The sequence below is a fragment of the Aurantimicrobium sp. INA4 genome (assembly GCF_027924525.1).
Classification (GTDB): Bacteria; Actinomycetota; Actinomycetes; order Actinomycetales; family Microbacteriaceae; genus Aurantimicrobium.
The window spans coordinates 778,619-796,623 of record NZ_AP027040.1 but is presented as its reverse complement, the minus strand read 5'-3'; the positions used below and the strand labels follow the sequence as shown (position 1 = coordinate 796,623).

Below are 18,005 nucleotides of genomic sequence, written 5' to 3'. Positions count from 1 at the left end.
ATCTATGACTACTCATTCTCATCTGAGCGTGAAGGGTGCACGTGTACACAACCTTCAAAATGTAGATCTCGAAATTCCTCGTGATTCCTTAGTTGTATTCACTGGACTGTCTGGTTCGGGGAAATCTTCTTTGGCTTTCGACACCATATTTGCCGAAGGTCAACGTCGTTATGTTGAGTCCTTGTCTGCATATGCACGACAGTTTTTGGGCCAGGTAGACCGTCCCGATGTTGATTTCATCGAAGGTCTTTCACCTGCCGTTTCAATCGATCAAAAGTCAACGAACAGGAATCCTAGATCAACGGTTGGCACCATTACAGAAATTTATGACTACATGCGTTTGCTCTGGGCACGCATTGGTGTTCCGCACTGTCCGGAGTGTGGAGAAATCATTCAATCTCAGACTGTGCAACAGATTGCTGATCAGTTAATGGATCTCCCGGAGGGAACGAGATATCAAGTAGTCGCACCTGTCGTGTCACAGAAAAAAGGCGAATTTGTTGACTTGTTCACAGAGCTCACTGCAAGTGGATATTCTCGCGTCATAGTTGATGGAGAGGTTGTTCAGTTAAGCGAAGCACCTGCCCTGAAAAAGAGCTTTAAGCATGATATTTCCGTCGTCATCGACCGTCTTGTCGCTGGCCCAGAAATACTGAACCGTCTTACTGACTCTTTAGAAACAGCTTTGAAGCTGACCAGCGGAACCGTAGATATCAATTTCGTTGACGAGCAGGGGGATTCAGCATGGCAATCGTTCAGTGAGAAACTGTCATGCCCAAACGCGCATCCCATCCAACTTGCAGAGATTGAGCCCCGTACTTTTTCGTTTAATTCACCTTTTGGTGCTTGTCCGGTTTGTTCTGGCCTTGGAACAAAGATGTCAGTCGACGAAGAACTTCTTCTGGGTGATCCAAGCCTCTCCATCAATGAGGGAGTCATTATTCCTTGGGCAACCCAAGGTAAGGGTTTGTTTCAGTACTACGAAAAGCTCCTCATGGGGTTGGCAAACGATTTAGAGTTCTCTCTGAATACACCCTGGCAAGAACTGGATGAAGAAATCCGTGAAGCCGTCATGAATGGCAACAACTTCAGCGTACGGGTGAAATGGAAGAACAGATATGGGCGCGAAGTCCAATACAGTTCAGGCTTTGAAGGCGTTGTTCCCTACATCGAGCGTCAGTATTTGCAGGCTGAGACAGATATTCAGCGTGCTCGGTGGTCAGAATATCTGCGTGAAGTGCCATGTCTTGAATGCCACGGACAAAGGCTTAAGCCAGAAGTTTTAGCAGTGAAAATCAATGGTCTTTCTATTTCTGAACTCACAGAACTTCCTTTGTCGGAGGCACGAGCGTTTATGGATTCGCTCACCTTGAATGACCGTGATGCGATGATCGCTGCACAAGTGCTCCGAGAAATACGTGCACGGTTGAATTTTCTTATTGAGGTGGGTTTGAACTATCTCAACCTTTCTCGTTCCGCAGGTTCGTTATCCGGGGGAGAGGCGCAAAGAATCCGCTTGGCAACGCAGATTGGATCTGGCCTAACCGGAGTACTTTATGTTCTTGATGAACCCTCTATCGGTCTGCATCAAAGAGATAATCGTCGACTGATTGAAACCCTCATCAAGCTCCGTGATTTAGGCAATACCCTCATTGTTGTTGAACATGATGAAGACACAATTCACACCGCTGACTGGATTGTCGATATTGGTCCAGGAGCTGGAGTCAATGGTGGGCGAGTTGTTCATTCGGGCGATTATGAATCTCTGCTCAAGAACACCGAATCAATCACGTCAGACTATGTTTCTGGACGAACCCAGATCAAAATTCCCACAAGCAGAAGACCACGTAACAAGGATCGTGAAATAACTGTCGTTGGTGCACAGGCCAATAATTTGAAGAATGTCACCGCTACATTTCCGCTAGGAACCCTCACGGCAGTAACAGGTGTATCAGGTTCTGGAAAATCTTCTCTCGTCAATGACATCCTCTACAAAGTACTTGCGAATAAACTCAACGGTGCTCGCACCGTTGCAGGCAAGCACACACGTGTGACAGGTCTAGAACATCTCGACAAAGTAATCCACGTAGACCAAAACCCAATTGGTCGCACACCACGATCAAACCCAGCGACATACACGGGTGTTTTTGACAAGATTCGCAATCTATTTGCAGAAACCACTGAATCGAAAACCCGCGGTTATCAACAGGGTCGTTTTAGCTTCAACGTCAAAGGTGGTCGCTGTGAAGCCTGTGCAGGTGATGGCACGCTCAAGATTGAGATGAATTTCCTTCCTGATGTCTACGTCGATTGTGAGGTCTGTCACGGAAAACGTTATAACCGTGAAACCCTTCAGGTTCGCTATAAAGGAAAAAACATCTCTGAAGTACTCGATATGCCCATTGCAGAAGCAGCTGAATTCTTCGAGCCAATTTCTTCCATACATCGCTATCTTCAGACACTCGTAGATGTTGGTTTGGGATACGTACGTCTGGGACAAAGCGCAACAACGCTCTCAGGCGGAGAGGCTCAACGCGTCAAATTAGCCACAGAACTGCAAAAACGTAGCAACGGAAGAAGTATTTACGTACTCGACGAACCCACCACAGGTTTACATTTTGAAGATGTTCGTAAACTACTCCTTGTGCTGAACTCTCTTGTTGACAAGGGGAACACCGTGATAGTCATCGAACACAACCTCGATGTCATCAAGAGTGCAGACTGGATTATCGATTTGGGCCCTGAGGGTGGATCTGGTGGTGGCGAGATTATTGCCGAAGGAACACCGGAAGACGTAGCGACAAACACACGCAGTCACACCGGAATCTTCCTCAGAGAAATCATTTCAGTGAAGTAAACAAATGGCCGACACAGTCCCGTACCGCCCCAAAACGGGTGACATTCCTACAAATCCAGGAGTGTATCGCTTCCAGGATAGTAATGGTCGCGTGCTGTACGTTGGCAAAGCCAAAAATTTACGCGCACGTCTGACTAGCTATTTTGCGCCACTGGACACACTTCATGAACGTACGCGTCGGATGGTCACCTCTGCAGAAAAAGTTGAATGGACGATTGTTTCAACCGAATTTGAAGCTCTTCAACTGGAATTTACCTGGATCAAAGAGTTTGATCCTCCTTTCAATATTCAATTCAAAGATGACAAAAGCTATCCCTATTTAGCGATAACACTTGGTGAGAAAATTCCGCGTGTGATGGTTACGCGTACAAAAAAGATTCCTCATGCTCGATATTTTGGGCCCTACACAAAAACTTGGGCCATAAGAGAGACTCTTGAATTGTTGCTTCCTGTTTTTCCTGTTCGCACTTGCTCTGAGGGTGTATATAAAAAAGCAGAACGTGCCAAACGCCCTTGTCTTTTAGGCGATATTGGGCGTTGTGCTGCTCCGTGTGCTGGACGAATCACCCCAGAAGAACATCGGTCCTTAGCTTTAGATTTTGCCAATTTCATGACCGGAAAGAATTCTGATTACATCAAGGTATTGCGCGACAAAATGGAGCATGCCTCCAAGGAGCAGGACTATGAGTCAGCAGCGAAATTTCGAGACAACATTGTCGCACTAGAGACAGTTGCGTCAAAGAGTGCTGTAGTTCTCAGCGACGAAGTTGATGCTGATATTTTTGGCATTGCACAAGATGAACTCTCAGCAGCAGTCCAGATGTTTATCGTTCGAGAAGGCCGCATTCGTGGAGTGCATTCATGGAATGTCGACACTGAACTTGATGTGAACGCAGACGAGCTCATCGATAATATGCTTCGAACAGCATATGAAACTGAGCTTGTTCCACCTAGATCTATCTATGTTCCAGAAATACCAGAAGACGCTGAAGCCATAACCTCTTGGCTAACGAATATTCGTCATGAACGTACTGAAAATTCTCGACAGACTTCTGTCAAACTGAAACAAGCGCAGCGCGGAGACATCGCAGCTTTGGGAAGTACCGTCACCTTCAATGCTCAACAGTCTTTAGTGCTGTATAAAACCAAACGACGCAATGATTACGTTTCGCGCACTAAAGCTTTAGGGGACATTCAACTGGCTCTTGGGCTGAAAGATTCGCCATTGCGTATTGAATGTTTTGATATTTCTCATCTTGGTGGCACGAAAATTGTTGCAAGCATGGTTGTTTTCGAAGATGGCCTGCCAAAGAAGAGCGATTACCGCAAATTCAGCATTGCTCAAGCACGGGACGATACCGATGCGATGAACCAAGTGCTTGCAAGAAGGGCAGCGTATTTAGTTGAGAGTAAGGAAGAAGCAACATCGCGATCGAGCTTTTCTTACCCTCCGGGATTGTTTCTTGTCGACGGTGCTGGTCCACAAGCTAAAGCTGCCGCACTTGCCCTCAAAGAGGCTGGGATCACAGACATTCCTGTGGTGGGTCTAGCAAAGCGACTTGAAGAACTGTGGTTGCCAGATGACAAATACCCGATTATTCTTCCTCGAAATTCTGAAGCTTTGTTCCTATTGCAACAGTTACGAGATGAGGCACATCGATTTGCGATTACTTTTCAACGCTCTTCCCGTAAACGTGACATCTCCACAGTCCTAACTGAAGTCCCTGGCATGGGACCTGCAAAGGTCAAATCTGTTCTGAAAACTTTTGGCTCCGTTTCACAGCTAAGAAAAGCAACTGTGGAAGAAATTGCATCCACTCCAAACATTTCGTTGGCTTTAGCTCAGGCAATTAAAGATCATTTATCGAAGTAATTGCTTCGTACTTGATGCGCTAAATCAGTTCTATCAGTCACAATTCCGTTGACTCCCAAAGAAAATAGTTTCTTCATTTCTTCAGGGTCATTTATCGTCCACACATGAACCAGAACTTGGGCTTCTCGATAAATATTCATCATTTTTGAAGAAACCATATTGATTCCGTAGGCGGAAGTAGGAATTTGAACTGCTTCAAATCTTTTGAGGATGTTTACTGCACGCTTGTGTGCACCCAGTGTTGACCACACAACGGTGCGTATCATCTCTGCCATTGCAGGGGAGAGTGCTACACCCGGAACTAGTTCCATAGTTCGCTTTCTCCGCTGTGAACTGAAGGAGGTAATAAGAACTCTGTTCTGCGCATTGTGGTCAGACACGGTTCGAGCTACTGGTCGTTCTGCAGCTGAAGACTTGATATCGATATTGAAGAGAGTTTGAGGAAATGACGTCAGGGCAGCTTCCAAAGTTGGTACATAGGCAGGTAGCTCTTCAATACTGAATTCCTTGATTCTCCTTCCATTAATCTTGTCATCGTGAAACAGGACTGCAATTCCTTCTTTAGAGGAGTGTGCATCTGTCTCGATAACGTCGGCACCGGATTCAATCGCTCGTGAAAACGCTTCAAGTGTGTTCGGTGGGCACGTTTGCCACAGACCTTGGTGGGCCAAGATACAGGGATTGGGAAGCTGAGAATATGCGTGCACGGCTCGAGGCTAACATCCCAGATGCTTGCTAGTCTGCTTGTTGAGTATTTATGAAGGAGTCTTCCGTGTCTAACCCTCTTGCACCTGGTTCACTTGCAGGAAAACGTGCCCTTGTTACTGGATCTTCCCGTGGTATCGGTGCTGATACTGTCAACTATTTTGCTGAAGCCGGGGCAAAGGTAGTTGTTAACTTCCGAAACAAAGAAGCACGTGCCCAAAAGATTGTTGATGCAATCATCGCCAATGGGGGAGAGGCAATTGCCGTTGGCGCAGACCTGACTGACAGAGAATCAGTTGCTGCAATGTTTGCTCAAGCACAAGAAGCTTTTGGTGGCCTAGATATCCTCGTCATGAATGCTTCCGGAGGCATGGAGGCAGGAATGGGCGAGGATTACGCCATGAAACTCAACCGAGATTCTCAAGTAAATCTTCTCTCGGAAGCACTGAATGTCCTTGCAGATGGGGCTCGTGTGGTGTTCGTGACCAGCCATCAAGCACATTTCATCCGTACTACTCCGACCATGGATGAATATCTTCCTGTAGCGCTTTCCAAGCGTGCCGGAGAGGATGCACTGAGAGAAATGATTCCTTTGCTTGAAAAGCGAGGAATAGGTTTCACCGTCGTTTCTGGTGACATGATTGAAGGCACCATCACAGCTACTTTGCTTGAACGAGCTAATCCTGGCGCGATTAATGCTCGAAAGGAATCAGCAGGAAAGCTTTACAACGTCAGTGAATTTGCTGCTGAAGTTGCTCTCGCAGCTGTTGAACCTGTTCCCGCTGATCACACCAGGCTTGTTGGAGATGTCAGTTCTTTCGTCGCTGAATAATCATGACAAGACCAGCGCATAGGCGCGTTTCTCGCGTTATTCTGCTTGATCCTGAAGATCATTTTCTTCTTCTAAAGACTCATTCGCCAAACCTTCTTGTGCCAAGAACTCGTTGGATTACACCCGGTGGGGGAGTAGAGGACCACGAGAGTCACGCAGAAGGTGCGAAACGAGAGCTCTTTGAAGAGACAGGGTTGCTCATAGATAATGTAGGCGATCCGATTTGGTCCATCAGTAGTGAATCAGTTTTTAATGATGGTCATGTACAAACCACCTATAGTGAGTTCTTTGTCGTTCACACAGAAAACTTCCAGCCAGTAAATGACAACTGGATGGAAAACGAGTTTGTAGACATTTCTGACATTCGCTGGTGGAACATCCCTGAGTTGGCCTCATCCGGCGAAAAATATTCACCAGAACCCCTATTTGATCTAATCGACAAAGCTATCTCGCTCAGATAAGAAGAAAGGCCCTGGAATTAACCAGGGCCTTTCTTCTTCAATATTTACTAGATACCGGCCTTTTTGGCCTGTATACCGATCACGATTGCTCCAATTACCTGAATGATTGCGAGTGCAATCAAGAAAATACCGGCAACCATAGTCAGTACAGCGACACCACCGAGCGGTACAAAGAGCATGACGATACCGGCAACAATGCCGATAATTCCTGCAAAAATTGCGAAACCGCGCGAGGCAGCACGTCCAGACTCGATAAGAGTCGCGATTCCATCGAGAATCCACGAAAGGCCGATCAGAATTCCAAGCAACTCAAGCGATGTTCCTGGGTTTCTCATTGCGAAGATGCCAACGACAATAAGAAGAATTCCTAAAACGATACTGAGTACGCGTCCACCAGCTGTGAGGCCCGGGGCAAAGATTCCGACAACGAGTCGAACTAGTCCACGGATCAGGAAGTACAAACCAAGCAATACCGCAATGACCAGAAGGGTCGCTCCGGGCCAAGCGAGGATCATGCCTCCAAACAGACCGGCTAGAACTGCACCGATCCAGAGACCAGTCTGAATCACTTTTACTGCTTGCTTAGAGTTTTCGTGGCCATCTCCGTAGAAGGCAAAACCCTGAAGATCTGGGGTTTGGGTAGACATGTTTCTCCTTAATTTCGCGATAAGCGCCTTCACACTATAGAGCCGTAATGGGAACACGACTGGGATTCCGCGCTGAATTTGAGTTACAAGAGGTGTTTCTACTTTCCAAAAACTCTTGGGTCCGGCGCAACTATGTTTGAGGAATAAATCAATCAAATTGCTGAGCTGATAACTGTATTGAGCAATCAGAGTTAGCCGCATACTAAGTGCATTCACCGGCAATACTGCTGTAGAAATGGGGTTGGCTCAAGGGATCACCGAACTGACTATAAAGCGGATAATACACATTATGTCAGTTGTGATTGAGTGTAGCCTCCCCACTCTCGTTGAATTTGAAGTAATCATTAATCCACATTGAGAATGTTTTTCCTCTCATTTCCCCTACGCTGTCTAGGTGAGCAAAAAGAATATTTCAGGTCGTACTTGGTATTGGTTAACTTTTGCTGCTTTTGGCGTTCAAGGATTGTATTTTTCCACGTGGGTAAGCCGAACTCCTGAGATACAAAAACTGCTCGGTCTTGATACAGCCCAGATGGGACTGTTTACACTGGCTATGGCGCTTGGCTCCCTTACTGGCTTACTTCTAAGTGGGCCAATTATTGCCCGTTTTGGTACTCGAATAGTCCTCATTTGGGCATATTCGGCAGGAGCGGTTTTTCTTGCTTCCTTGGGATTTTTTGCGCAATTCGGGCTGTTACCACTTTCAACACTGGCTATTGTATTGGTCGGATTTTCCGGCGGTTCGGGTGGTCTTGCAATCAATATTGAAGGTGCGAATGTTGATCGCGAGTCCCCGAAGAGTCTTCTTCCCTCTTTACACGGATCATTCAGTCTAGGTTCATTACTCGGGGGTGCTATCGGCACTCTTGCCATCATCTCTGGCGTTAGCGTCTTTACAAATTTCTTGGGTATGTCAGCCCTCGTTTTGATAGCCACTCTGGTTGTCTGCATTCCATTGCCTAAATCCTCTGGGAAGCATGTTCATGAAGATATGAATACTGAAGAAATTCAGACCGTTGCCACGGCGCGTGATCGTCGGCGAGTGTGGCGTGAACCTCAGACACTTATGGTTGCGTTTATTGTCATCGGATTCAATCTTGCGGAGGGAACAGCTAGTACATGGCTTCCTATTGCTCTAGTAGACGCAGGTTTATCAGCGGCCATTGCAACTGCTTCATACACAGTTTTTGCTGGTGCAATGGCACTTGGCCGTCTCTCGGGTGGTCCAATTGTAGATAAGTTGGGAAGATCCAAGGCATTACTAGCTTTTGCTGCCCTGACGGCATTGGGTATCCTGATCGTTATTTTGACAGGTTGGATAGCGCTCCCCTTAGTCGGTGCAGCTCTTTGGGGTCTTGGGAATTCAATTGGTTTCCCATTGTGTGTATCAGCGGTCTCAGAAGATCCTCGCCTGGCAGGTACTCGAGTTGGTGTTCTTGTTATTGCGAGTAACACTTCAGGTATTGCCGGTCCCCCGCTTTTGGGATTTATCGGGCAAGTTGCCGGTCTCTTCAGCGCTTTCCTGGTGCCATTTTTCCTTTTACTTTCAGGAATGTTGTTCAATAAAGCAACCAAAACTCACTCTTCTGTCGACGCGCGTCGATAGATGTGATTCAATACCATTATGAACACCGTTGTTCCTGAGGTTAAATCATTCCGCGCGCAGGCCGTTATTCTCTTTGCGTATTTTTTTGTATTCGGCGTCGGAGGAGCTTCCTGGCTTGTAAGGCTGCCAGATGTTCGCAGTTTCATTGAAGTCTCTACTGCAATTTTGGGGTGGGTGCTTTTTGCCGGTTCAGTAGGAGCGATGACTGCACTTATTGCTTCTGGAAGATTCGTTGCAAGATTTGGTGCTCGCACGGCCGTCGTCGTTGGATTTACTGCCCTTGGCATCGGCCAAGTGGTTCAAGCTATTTCACTTATCGAAGGCTCAGCAGTTGGGGTTGCCATAGGTGGACTCATCGCTGGATTGGGTTACGGAATCGGTGACGTCGGAATCAATGTTGAAGGTGCAGAACTAGAAAAGCTCCGAGGAAAGAGCCTCCTTCCTCAGCTTCACGGGGCCTATAGCTTGGGTGCTCTCGCTGGTGCTGGCATCGGAACCCTGGCTATCGTCACCAACTTCTCTTTGGTCATGCAAATGATTGTTATTGCAGTGATAACAACCGCAATTGCTTGGTTCACATACAAAAAACTTCCTTTATCAACGGGCAAAACCCATGTCTCCCACGGAGAGAATCAAGCACATCGTGAACCAGTTGTACTTTCCAAACGAATTGTTTTTCTGGGTCTTGGAATCATGGGGTTATCGCTTGCCGAAGGTGGCTCGAATGACTGGTTAGCTCTGTCAGTGGTTGACGGCTACGGTCTTGATACAACAACTGCAGGTATAACTTTTGCAATTATGACGTTGGCCATGGTTATTACTCGATTCTCTGGTGGTCGTTTAGTCGATCGATTTGGACGAGTATTCGCATTACGCGTGTTGGGAACTGCTGGCGTTATCGGTATTTTGCTGGTCATCCTCTCCCCCACAATCTATTTGGCCTGGCTCGGAGCAGCGCTTTGGGGTGCAGGTGTTGCTCTGGGGTTCCCCTTGTTTATCTCAGCAGCCGCAGATGGAGAAAATTCTTCCCAGCGCGTTGCAACCGTAACGGCATTTGGTTACGCCGCGTTTTTAGTAGGCCCTCCCCTTCTAGGTTTTATTGGTCAAGCTTGGGGACTTCTCAACATGTTCTATCTTCTTGCTCTCTTTGTCGCTTGCGCAGTTTTTTTTGCAGGTGCTGCAAAGCCTTTAGATACAGAAAACAATCAGTAAATTTCTTACTTTCCTGATAGTTTTCAGCCATGACTGACACCTATGTTCTTGCCATTGATAATGGAACAACCAGCACCCGAGCAATCATTTTTGATAGGTCAGGCAATAAGCGGGGAACAGGACAATTAGAAACCACTCAATTCTTTCCTCGCAGTGGTTGGGTTGAGCACGATCCAGTCGAAATTTGGGCAAATACCAAAAAAGTGATTGAGCTTGCCGTCGAAGACGCAGGTGTAAATCCGGATCAAATCAGTGCCATAGGAATTACTAACCAGCGTGAAACAACCGTCATTTGGGATAGAGAAACTGGCCTTCCGATTTACAACGCGATTGTCTGGCAAGACACCAGAACTCAACAACTAGTTGATCTTCTGGCCGCAAATGCTGATGGTTCTCAAGATTTCAATAAACTCAAAGAGAAAACGGGATTGCCACTGGCCTCCTATTTCTCTGCCACGAAAATAAAGTGGATTCTTGAGAATGTGCCTCAGGCTCGTGAATTAGCGGCACAAAACAAACTCGCGTTTGGCACTATCGATTCATGGTTGCTGTGGAATCTCACCGGCATACATGCAACTGATGTGACTAATGCATCGCGCACGCTGTTGATGAACCTTCACACCCTTGAGTGGGATTCCGAATTACTCGGTTTCTTTAGTATTCCTCAGGAAATACTGCCTGAAATTAGGTCTTCATCTGAAATTTATGGGTTTTCTCAAGAGGTCCTTCCAGGCGTGCCCGTTGCCGGAATACTTGGCGATCAACAGGCCGCAACTTTTGGTCAAGCAGCGTTTGCCTCTGGAGAAGCCAAAAACACCTATGGAACAGGAAATTTCCTGATTTTCAACACCGGCAACGAGGTTGTTCATTCACAAAACGGTCTTCTTTCAACAGTTGCCTACAAGCTAGGAGAACAACCTGCTCATTATGCCTTGGAAGGGTCAATTGCAGTCACAGGGTCACTGATTCAATGGTTACGGGACAATCTCGGGATTATCTCCAGCGCAAGTGAAATCGAGGAATTGGCCGCAAGCGTTGAGGACAACGGGGGCGCATATTTTGTTCCCGCGTTTAGCGGTCTCTTTGCCCCTCATTGGAGACCAGATGCTCGAGGAGTTATTGTTGGGCTCACCCGCTATGTCAACAAGCACATATTGCGCGCGCAGCATTGGAAGCTGTTGCATTCCAAACTCGAGAAGTACTTGATGCGACAAATGCAGATACGGGTCTTCCGCTCAAAGAAGTTCGAGTAGACGGTGGAATGATTGCCAACAATTTGTTGATGCAGTTCCAAGCAGACATTTTGGGTGTTCCCGTTGTTAGACCAGTAATCGCAGAAACAACTGCACTCGGAGCGGCCTACGCTGCAGGCTTAGCAGTTGGTTTATTGGAAGAGCACCGATCAACTGCGATCACTCTGGCAAGAAGAAACTAGATGGGAACCAAGATTGTCTGAGGATGAGAGAACTCGACGGCTCCGAGTATGGAACAAGGCAGTTGAAAAGAGTCTGAATTGGGTAGATCTTGACTCTCCTCAGATTTAATTCTGAGTTGCCAGAACCCAATCATTGAGTTTGGATGCGGCAGCACCAGAATCAACAGCTTGAGCTGCCTGTTCTAACTTTTCGTGGAGTCTTTCTGCGATGGGCCGAAGAACCTGTGAAGAGTCTTGAGCCAACTCATAGGCGACTAAACCTGCTGCTGCATTGAGTAAGACAATGTCTCTAACAGGGCCAGATTCACCATTCAGAGTGTTTTTGAGCACTTGTGCGTTGTAACTTGGTTCCCCGCCTCGAATATCTTCCAACCGCGCGCGAGGGATACCAAAATCTGATGGATCAACGTCGTGTTCGACAATTTGACCACGTGAGATTTCCCAGATGTGACTGTGGCCTGTGGTCGTCAACTCATCGAGACCATCATCGCCCCTAAAGACAAGAGCCGTTGCGTCACGTGTGCGAAAAACACCGGTTATCAGAGGAACCCTATCCAACTGAGCAACTCCTACAGCGGATGCTTCTGGGCGTGCAGGGTTACACAAGGGACCGAGGATATTGAAAATTGTTGGTACCCCAAGATCACGTCGGGCTTCTGCTACGTGCCGGAATCCTGGATGGAAAGCCGCCGCGTACGCAAAAGTGATTCCTACTTTGTCTAGTACCTGAGCCACTTGGGTATTGGTCAGGCCAAGATTAATTCCGAGTTCAGAGAGAACATCTGAGGAACCAGACGCACTACTTGCTGCACGATTTCCATGCTTAACGACTGGAACGCCTGCTGCAGAACACACAATGGCTGCTGTACTCGAGATGTTAACTGTGTTGTGACGGTCTCCGCCCGTACCAACGATGTCTAGAGCCATTGCAGGCACGGGGAGTTCGAGGGCATTAGAAAGAACAGCGTCGCGGAATCCGACTAGCTCGTGTACTGCTTCACCTTTGGAGCGCAATGCAATCATAAAACCAGCAATTTGGGCATTTGTTGCGTTTCCAGTAATGATCTGGTTCATTGCCCATTCAGCTTCAGAAATGGTCAAATCAATGCCTTCAAGAAGTGAAGTGAGGATTTGTGGCCACGAGTAGTTTTCGCTCATAGGTAACAGGCTACTTGTACAGCGTGGCGGTCGTCGATTGCGCCCACGCCACTTGTCATTTCCGCCATAATAGAAAGGTGACAGCAGCCACTATGAACTCAGCATCTATTACTCCAACTGTGAGTCGACCCAACCCTGTTGCGGTTGGAACTATCGTCTGGCTTGGCAGCGAAGTTATGTTCTTCGCTGGCTTGTTTGCGATTTACTTCACACTGCGTACTGCAGCCCCAGAACAGTGGGCTGCTGGGGCTGAAATTCTCAATTTCCCCTACTCTTTGACAAACACCATCATCTTGGTTCTCTCGTCGGTAACCGCTCAATTTGGTGTTTTCGCTGCTGAACGCATGCAACCTCGTTCGACTGGTTGGAAGCTTTCACAGTGGGGAATGGTTGAGTGGTTCTTCCTCACATATGTTCTCGGAGCAATCTTCGTAACCGGTCAGGTTTATGAATACGCCGTGCTCGTGAGCGAAGGAATTACGCTCAACGGAAATGCTTACGGAACTGCCTTCTATCTCACCACTGGATTCCATGGTTTGCACGTTACCGGTGGTTTGATTGCATTTTTGTTGATCATTGGACGTGCCTATGCCGTCAAGAACTTCGGTCACAAAGAGGCAACCAGTGCAATCGTTGTCTCGTACTACTGGCACTTTGTGGACGTTGTCTGGATCGGCCTGTTCCTCGTCATCTACGTACTCAAATAAATAACGGACGGTAAATAGTTCATGTTTAAGAAGAAGACTGCACAAACAGCTCGTCAAGGCCGCCGTGGCCCTCTTGCCTCTGTTGCCTTGATTCTGATTGGTCTTGTCGCAACTGGAGGTGCTTACACTGCCTTCAGCACCGGCACAGCTAATGCAAACACTGACTTGAGCTCGCCCGCTGTTATCGAAGAGGGCCAAAAGCTTTTTGCTGCTAACTGTGCAACATGCCACGGCAAGCAAGCACAAGGTACTGAAAATGGACCGACTCTGATTGGTGTCGGCTCCGCATCTGTCGACTTCCAGGTTGGTACTGGCCGCATGCCAATGCAGATGTCTGGTCCCCAGGCAGAGCAAAAGCCAGTTCAATTTACCGACGAGCAAACCAAAGCACTCGCAGCATATGTAGCTTCATTGGCTCCCGGCCCTGCAATTCCAAGCCAGTCGATGCTTGAAGGAGGCGACGTTGCCAACGGTGGTGAGCTCTTCCGCATCAACTGTGCAATGTGCCACAACGTCGCTGGAGCTAGCGGTGCTCTAACTGAAGGTAAATATGCCCCTGAACTCAAGGGTGTAGCTGCAGTACACGTATATGAAGCAATGTTGACTGGTCCCCAGAACATGCCCGTTTTCAATGACCTGAATCTCACCCCCGAAGAGAAGAAGGACATCATCTCTTACCTGACCTACATCCAGGAAAACCCTTCAGCTGGAGGTCTTGAACTGGGAAGTCTTGGTCCAGTATCAGAAGGTCTCTTCCTCTGGGTCTTCGGTCTCGGTGCAATCGTTGCGCTGACTGTCTGGGTTACTGCTAAGTCGAACTAAGACTTCACCAAAGTTTAGAAAGAATCTAAAGGAGAAACATGGCTAAGAACGAGAACGGCAAAGCCGACATCGTTCCTGCAGACAATGCAGAAGTAACCGGGACTGGTGTAGTTGCACCCGACGCATTCACCAACCCAGGTCTTCCCCCACACCGCCCACGCATAACTGACCTTGACCCCAAAGCAGCCAAGCGAGCCGAACGTGTTGTCTACGGACTCTTCTACTTCTCCATTGCAGCAAGCGTTTTCGCTGTCTGGGCTTACATGTTTGTTCCCATTGAGCCTGAAAATGTGCATTCAGTTCGTATGAATACGCTCTACCTGGGCTTGGGTATCGCATTCTCACTACTTGCTATCGGTATTGCCGCAGTTCACTGGGGCAAGGCTTTGATGGCAGACAAAGAAGCCATTGATCACCGACACCCAGTGCGCGGCACGGAGGAAACACGAGCTCGTGCGGTAGAAATTTTCCGTGAGTCTGATGAAGAATCTGGTTTCAGCCGTAGGACTCTCATTCGCAATGGTCTCATCGGTGCGTTGATTGCATTCCCGCTTCCAGCAATTGCTTTGTTCCGCGGTCTAGCTCCAATGGATGTTGACCCAAATAATGAACTGAAGCACACCATGTGGAAAAAGGGTCTTCGTCTGACTCGTGACCCACAAGGAACACCAATCAAGGCTTCTGACCTCACCATTGGTTCAGCATTCCAGGTAATCCCCGAAGGTCTTGTTGATCTTCCAGAACACGAAATGCTCAACGCAAAGGCTAAAGCTGCTGTTCTCCTTGTTCGCTTGAAGAAGGAAGATTTACAATGGACCAGCAAAGAACGAGAGTCGTGGTCTTACGACGGAATTGTTGCATATTCAAAGATTTGTACGCACGTTGGTTGTCCAGTTGCGCTCTATGAACAGCAAACACACCACCTACTGTGCCCCTGTCACCAGTCACAGTTTGACATTGCCAACGAATGTGCCGTGATTTTTGGACCCGCAGCCCGCCCTCTCCCCCAGCTACCTATCACTGTGGATGACGAAGGCTACCTTATTGCACGTAGTGACTTTACTGAACCTGTTGGACCTAGCTTTTGGGAGCGCGCTAAATGAGTAATGTAACGGCACCTGCACAAAGTGGCGTTGTAGGAAAGTTCTCCAACTACCTTGACGAGCGAACCAGTATTTCTGGCGCCGTCAAGGAATTCGGTCGCAAAGTTTTCCCCGACCACTGGTCCTTCCTGCTCGGTGAAGTCGCTCTGTACAGCTTCGTCATCATCTTGCTTTCTGGAAGCTTCTTAACTTTCTTTTTCCAAGCATCCATGACTCCAGTTCACTATGAGGGTTCTTACGTACCCCTCAAGGGAATTGAAATGTCAGCGGCTATGGCGTCAACACTTGATATCTCTTTTGATATCCGCGGTGGATTGCTTATGCGTCAAGTCCACCACTGGGCTGCTCTTCTTTTCGTAGCAAGTATCGGTTTGCACATGTTGCGTGTGTTCTTCACTGGTGCTTTCCGCAAGCCACGTGAACTGAACTGGTCCATTGGATTCGTTCTGTTTGTGCTTGCTATGGCAGAGGGATTTACCGGATATTCACTTCCCGACGATCTGCTCTCTGGGAATGGTCTTCGCATTATCGACGGAATGATCTTAGGTTTGCCTGTAGTGGGTACCTGGATCACCTTCCTCCTCTTCGGTGGCGAATTCCCCGGTGACGACATCGTTGGTCGCCTCTATTCCTTGCACATCCTCCTGTTGCCTGCTTTCGTGCTAATTTTCATCGTGCTTCACCTGATGTTCGTCATCATTCACAAGCACACCCAGTACCCTGGCCCAGGTAAGACCGAGGAGAATGTTGTTGGCTTCCCCATCCTTCCTGTTTACGCAGCGAAGGCAGGTGGATTCTTCTTCCTGGTATTCGGTGTTGTCATGCTCATGGCAGCAACAGTAACAATCAACCCAATTTGGAACTACGGACCATACGACCCCTCCCCTGTTTCTGCAGGTACTCAGCCTGACTGGTACATCGGTTTTGCCGATGGTGCTTTGCGTCTGATCCCACCCCACCTGGAAACATACTGGTTCGGTTACACATGGTCCTGGAACATCATCATTCCGGTACTAATTCTAGTTGTGTTCCTTGCTGCTGCATTTGCTTACCCCTTCGTTGAGGCTTGGGTAACGGGTGACAAGCGCGAGCACCACCTACTCGATCGTCCTCGAAACGCTCCCGTACGTACCGCTATCGGTGCTGCTGGTGTGACCTTCTACGCAGTTCTGTGGGCAGCAGCTTCTTCCGACATCATTGCTACTCACTTCAAGGTGACTATGGAGGGTGTCATTAACACACTCCAAATTCTCCTGATCGTTGGCCCAATTATTGCGTTTGTTGTAACAAAGCGAATTGCTCTGGCACTACAGAAGAAGGATCGTGAGATTCTGCTTCACGGTTATGAAACTGGTCGCATTGTTCGTCTTCCAGGCGGAGAATTCATTGAAGTTCACCAACAATTGGACGCTTATGACCGTTGGCAGCTTGTCTCGTATAACGACAACGCACCCATCATGTTGCGACCTAACCCTCAGGGAAAAATCACAACAGGCATGCGAATGCGAGCATCGCTCTCACGCTTCTTCTTTGAAGACCGTATTGCTCCTGTAACACAGGAAGAGTACAAGCTTGCTCTCGAGCACGCACACCACTAAATTCACACGAAAGAGAACCCCTCTCCGGAGGGGTTCTCTTTTTATGCTCATTTTCGAGACAAAATGTGTCACACGCGTATCGATAAGGGCTGTCTAGCGAACATTCATACGTTTCAAGACAGAAATGAATACCGCTGAACGATCAAAAGAGAAATTTCAACGAGTTGAAGTTTGTTTCCTGATTCTTTACTCAACAGTTAGTCAGCAACCACTGGGGGGGTTATTCAGGGCAGCTGTGTAGCTCTGTAGCTGTGTAGCTCTGTAGCTGTGTAGCTGTGTAGCTCTGTAGCTGTGTAGCTCTGTAGCGTCACAATAACCTCCGGTAGGCACATAAAAAAGTAATTCGTTATGAAATTGCCCACAGAAAAATCTCAGGGTCTAAATCGCATCTGTTCAGAGCTCATAGTCTTCTGGGGGAATCGTGATTATGCTGTACAGATCACGCAGGTATTCAGTACTCAATGGATTGATCTGGATTCATTTGTAGTGCGGTTCTTCACGATACTTGTGCACAAACAAAAAGGCCCCAGAAATAGATCTGGGGCCCGTAAATTTGTTGTGAGTTAGTGACCGAAGTTTCCTCGGTAGTACTCGTATGTCCAACCTGTCACTGCAATCAATACAAATGGAATAGCTAAGAAAATAATCCAGAAGCCGACAGCGAGACCGAGGAATACAAGTCCAATGGCTGCACCAAGGATGAGTGGCCACCAGCTCCACGGACTGAAGTGTCCCAGATCAGGATCTGCATCATCAATGTCTGCATTAGGAGTGTCTTCAGGTAGCAGGATTCCGCCTTGTGAGCGGTTCACCATGTTGAGGAAGAACGCTACGAAACCTGCGAGAACAGCCGAAAGAAGCAGACCTATGGATCCCGTAGCTTCAAATTCCTGACCAGCTAGATGGTTCCAGATGATGTAAACGATTCCTGAAAGTAGGAAGTATGCCCCCAAAACGAGGAGCATGACGACATTGCTTTTCATATTTAG

The 18,005-nt window shown here is 47.8% G+C and carries 16 protein-coding genes; 12 read left to right on the top strand and 4 right to left on the bottom strand.

Features of this window, described 5'->3' with window-relative positions; translation table 11 throughout:
- Positions 1-4 precede the first annotated feature (4 nt).
- On the top strand, positions 5-2,857 hold the full coding sequence (uvrA, locus tag AINA4_RS03970) for an excinuclease ABC subunit UvrA (protein WP_281786233.1): 2,853 nt from the start codon (positions 5-7) through the stop codon (positions 2,855-2,857).
- Positions 2,858-2,861: 4 nt separating this feature from the next.
- Entirely contained in the window at positions 2,862-4,730 is a 1,869-nt protein-coding gene (gene uvrC, locus AINA4_RS03965; protein ID WP_281786232.1) for an excinuclease ABC subunit UvrC, read from the top strand.
- On the opposite strand, the gene AINA4_RS03960 is transcribed toward uvrC, so the two are convergent.
- On the bottom strand, positions 4,715-5,437 hold the full coding sequence (locus tag AINA4_RS03960; protein ID WP_281786231.1) for a glycerophosphodiester phosphodiesterase family protein: 723 nt from the start codon (positions 5,435-5,437) through the stop codon (positions 4,715-4,717). The genes uvrC and AINA4_RS03960 overlap by 16 nt on opposite strands.
- A gap of 65 nt (positions 5,438-5,502) precedes the next feature.
- Here AINA4_RS03960 and AINA4_RS03955 point away from each other — a divergent pair, with 65 nt between their 5' ends.
- Positions 5,503-6,267 carry an SDR family oxidoreductase gene (locus tag AINA4_RS03955; RefSeq protein ID WP_281787623.1) on the top strand — a complete coding sequence of 255 codons (765 nt, stop codon included), beginning with the start codon at positions 5,503-5,505 and terminating at the stop codon, positions 6,265-6,267.
- A gap of 2 nt (positions 6,268-6,269) precedes the next feature.
- On the top strand, positions 6,270-6,728 hold the full coding sequence (locus AINA4_RS03950) for an NUDIX domain-containing protein (protein ID WP_281787622.1): 459 nt from the start codon (positions 6,270-6,272) through the stop codon (positions 6,726-6,728).
- 47 nt (positions 6,729-6,775) lie between these two features.
- Here AINA4_RS03950 and AINA4_RS03945 read toward each other — a convergent pair whose 3' ends face one another.
- On the bottom strand, positions 6,776-7,375 hold the full coding sequence (locus AINA4_RS03945; RefSeq protein ID WP_281787621.1) for a DUF308 domain-containing protein: 600 nt from the start codon (positions 7,373-7,375) through the stop codon (positions 6,776-6,778).
- A gap of 394 nt (positions 7,376-7,769) precedes the next feature.
- On the opposite strand from AINA4_RS03945, the gene AINA4_RS03940 reads away from it, so the two are divergent.
- The 4 genes from AINA4_RS03940 to AINA4_RS03925 are packed head-to-tail and all read left to right on the top strand — an operon-like array spanning position 7,770 to position 11,628.
- On the top strand, positions 7,770-8,981 hold the full coding sequence (locus AINA4_RS03940; protein WP_281787620.1) for an MFS transporter: 1,212 nt from the start codon (positions 7,770-7,772) through the stop codon (positions 8,979-8,981).
- 18 nt (positions 8,982-8,999) lie between these two features.
- On the top strand, positions 9,000-10,193 hold the full coding sequence (locus tag AINA4_RS03935; protein WP_281787619.1) for an MFS transporter: 1,194 nt from the start codon (positions 9,000-9,002) through the stop codon (positions 10,191-10,193).
- Positions 10,194-10,222: 29 nt separating this feature from the next.
- Entirely contained in the window at positions 10,223-11,446 is a 1,224-nt protein-coding gene (gene glpK, locus AINA4_RS03930) for a glycerol kinase GlpK (RefSeq protein ID WP_281787618.1), read from the top strand.
- The gene (locus AINA4_RS03925; RefSeq protein WP_281787617.1) at positions 11,362-11,628 is read left to right on the top strand and encodes an FGGY-family carbohydrate kinase; all 267 of its coding nucleotides are present in this window, start codon (positions 11,362-11,364) and stop codon (positions 11,626-11,628) included. Before glpK ends, AINA4_RS03925 begins: the two co-directional genes overlap by 85 nt.
- 105 nt (positions 11,629-11,733) lie before the next feature.
- Here the strand turns inward: AINA4_RS03925 and trpD are convergent, their stop codons facing one another.
- Complete coding sequence (gene trpD / locus AINA4_RS03920; RefSeq protein ID WP_281787616.1) at positions 11,734-12,786, bottom strand: anthranilate phosphoribosyltransferase; 1,053 nt, start codon at positions 12,784-12,786, stop codon at positions 11,734-11,736.
- A 23-nt stretch (positions 12,787-12,809) separates the two neighbouring features.
- Between trpD and AINA4_RS03915 the strand changes: the two genes are divergently transcribed.
- From AINA4_RS03915 to AINA4_RS03900, 4 genes are read left to right on the top strand one after another with little or no spacing between them, the layout of a single operon-like run.
- Complete coding sequence (locus AINA4_RS03915; RefSeq protein WP_281787615.1) at positions 12,810-13,493, top strand: heme-copper oxidase subunit III; 684 nt, start codon at positions 12,810-12,812, stop codon at positions 13,491-13,493.
- Positions 13,494-13,514: 21 nt separating this feature from the next.
- Entirely contained in the window at positions 13,515-14,315 is an 801-nt protein-coding gene (locus AINA4_RS03910) for a c-type cytochrome (RefSeq protein ID WP_281787614.1), read from the top strand.
- 38 nt (positions 14,316-14,353) lie between these two features.
- Entirely contained in the window at positions 14,354-15,418 is a 1,065-nt protein-coding gene (locus AINA4_RS03905) for a Rieske 2Fe-2S domain-containing protein (protein ID WP_281787613.1), read from the top strand.
- Positions 15,415-17,016: a cytochrome bc complex cytochrome b subunit gene (locus AINA4_RS03900; protein ID WP_281787612.1), complete on the top strand. Its 1,602-nt coding sequence runs from the start codon at positions 15,415-15,417 to the stop codon at positions 17,014-17,016. The genes AINA4_RS03905 and AINA4_RS03900 overlap by 4 nt, the downstream gene beginning before the upstream one ends.
- Before the next feature lie 563 nt (positions 17,017-17,579).
- Here the strand turns inward: AINA4_RS03900 and AINA4_RS03895 are convergent.
- Complete coding sequence (locus tag AINA4_RS03895) at positions 17,580-17,999, bottom strand: cytochrome c oxidase subunit 4 (RefSeq protein WP_096381164.1); 420 nt, start codon at positions 17,997-17,999, stop codon at positions 17,580-17,582.
- Positions 18,000-18,005 lie beyond the last annotated feature (6 nt).

Coding starts and splice junctions, on each gene's coding strand:
- AINA4_RS03900 (WP_281787612.1), top strand. CDS start 15,415: ATGAGTAATGTAACGGCACCTGCACAAAGTGGCGTTGTAGGAAAGTTC.
- AINA4_RS03895 (WP_096381164.1), bottom strand. CDS start 17,999: ATGAAAAGCAATGTCGTCATGCTCCTCGTTTTGGGGGCATACTTCCTA.
- AINA4_RS03905 (WP_281787613.1), top strand. CDS start 14,354: ATGGCTAAGAACGAGAACGGCAAAGCCGACATCGTTCCTGCAGACAAT.
- glpK (WP_281787618.1), top strand. CDS start 10,223: ATGACTGACACCTATGTTCTTGCCATTGATAATGGAACAACCAGCACC.
- uvrA (WP_281786233.1), top strand. CDS start 5: ATGACTACTCATTCTCATCTGAGCGTGAAGGGTGCACGTGTACACAAC.
- AINA4_RS03950 (WP_281787622.1), top strand. CDS start 6,270: ATGACAAGACCAGCGCATAGGCGCGTTTCTCGCGTTATTCTGCTTGAT.
- trpD (WP_281787616.1), bottom strand. CDS start 12,786: ATGAGCGAAAACTACTCGTGGCCACAAATCCTCACTTCACTTCTTGAA.
- AINA4_RS03910 (WP_281787614.1), top strand. CDS start 13,515: ATGTTTAAGAAGAAGACTGCACAAACAGCTCGTCAAGGCCGCCGTGGC.
- uvrC (WP_281786232.1), top strand. CDS start 2,862: ATGGCCGACACAGTCCCGTACCGCCCCAAAACGGGTGACATTCCTACA.
- AINA4_RS03945 (WP_281787621.1), bottom strand. CDS start 7,375: ATGTCTACCCAAACCCCAGATCTTCAGGGTTTTGCCTTCTACGGAGAT.
- AINA4_RS03935 (WP_281787619.1), top strand. CDS start 9,000: ATGAACACCGTTGTTCCTGAGGTTAAATCATTCCGCGCGCAGGCCGTT.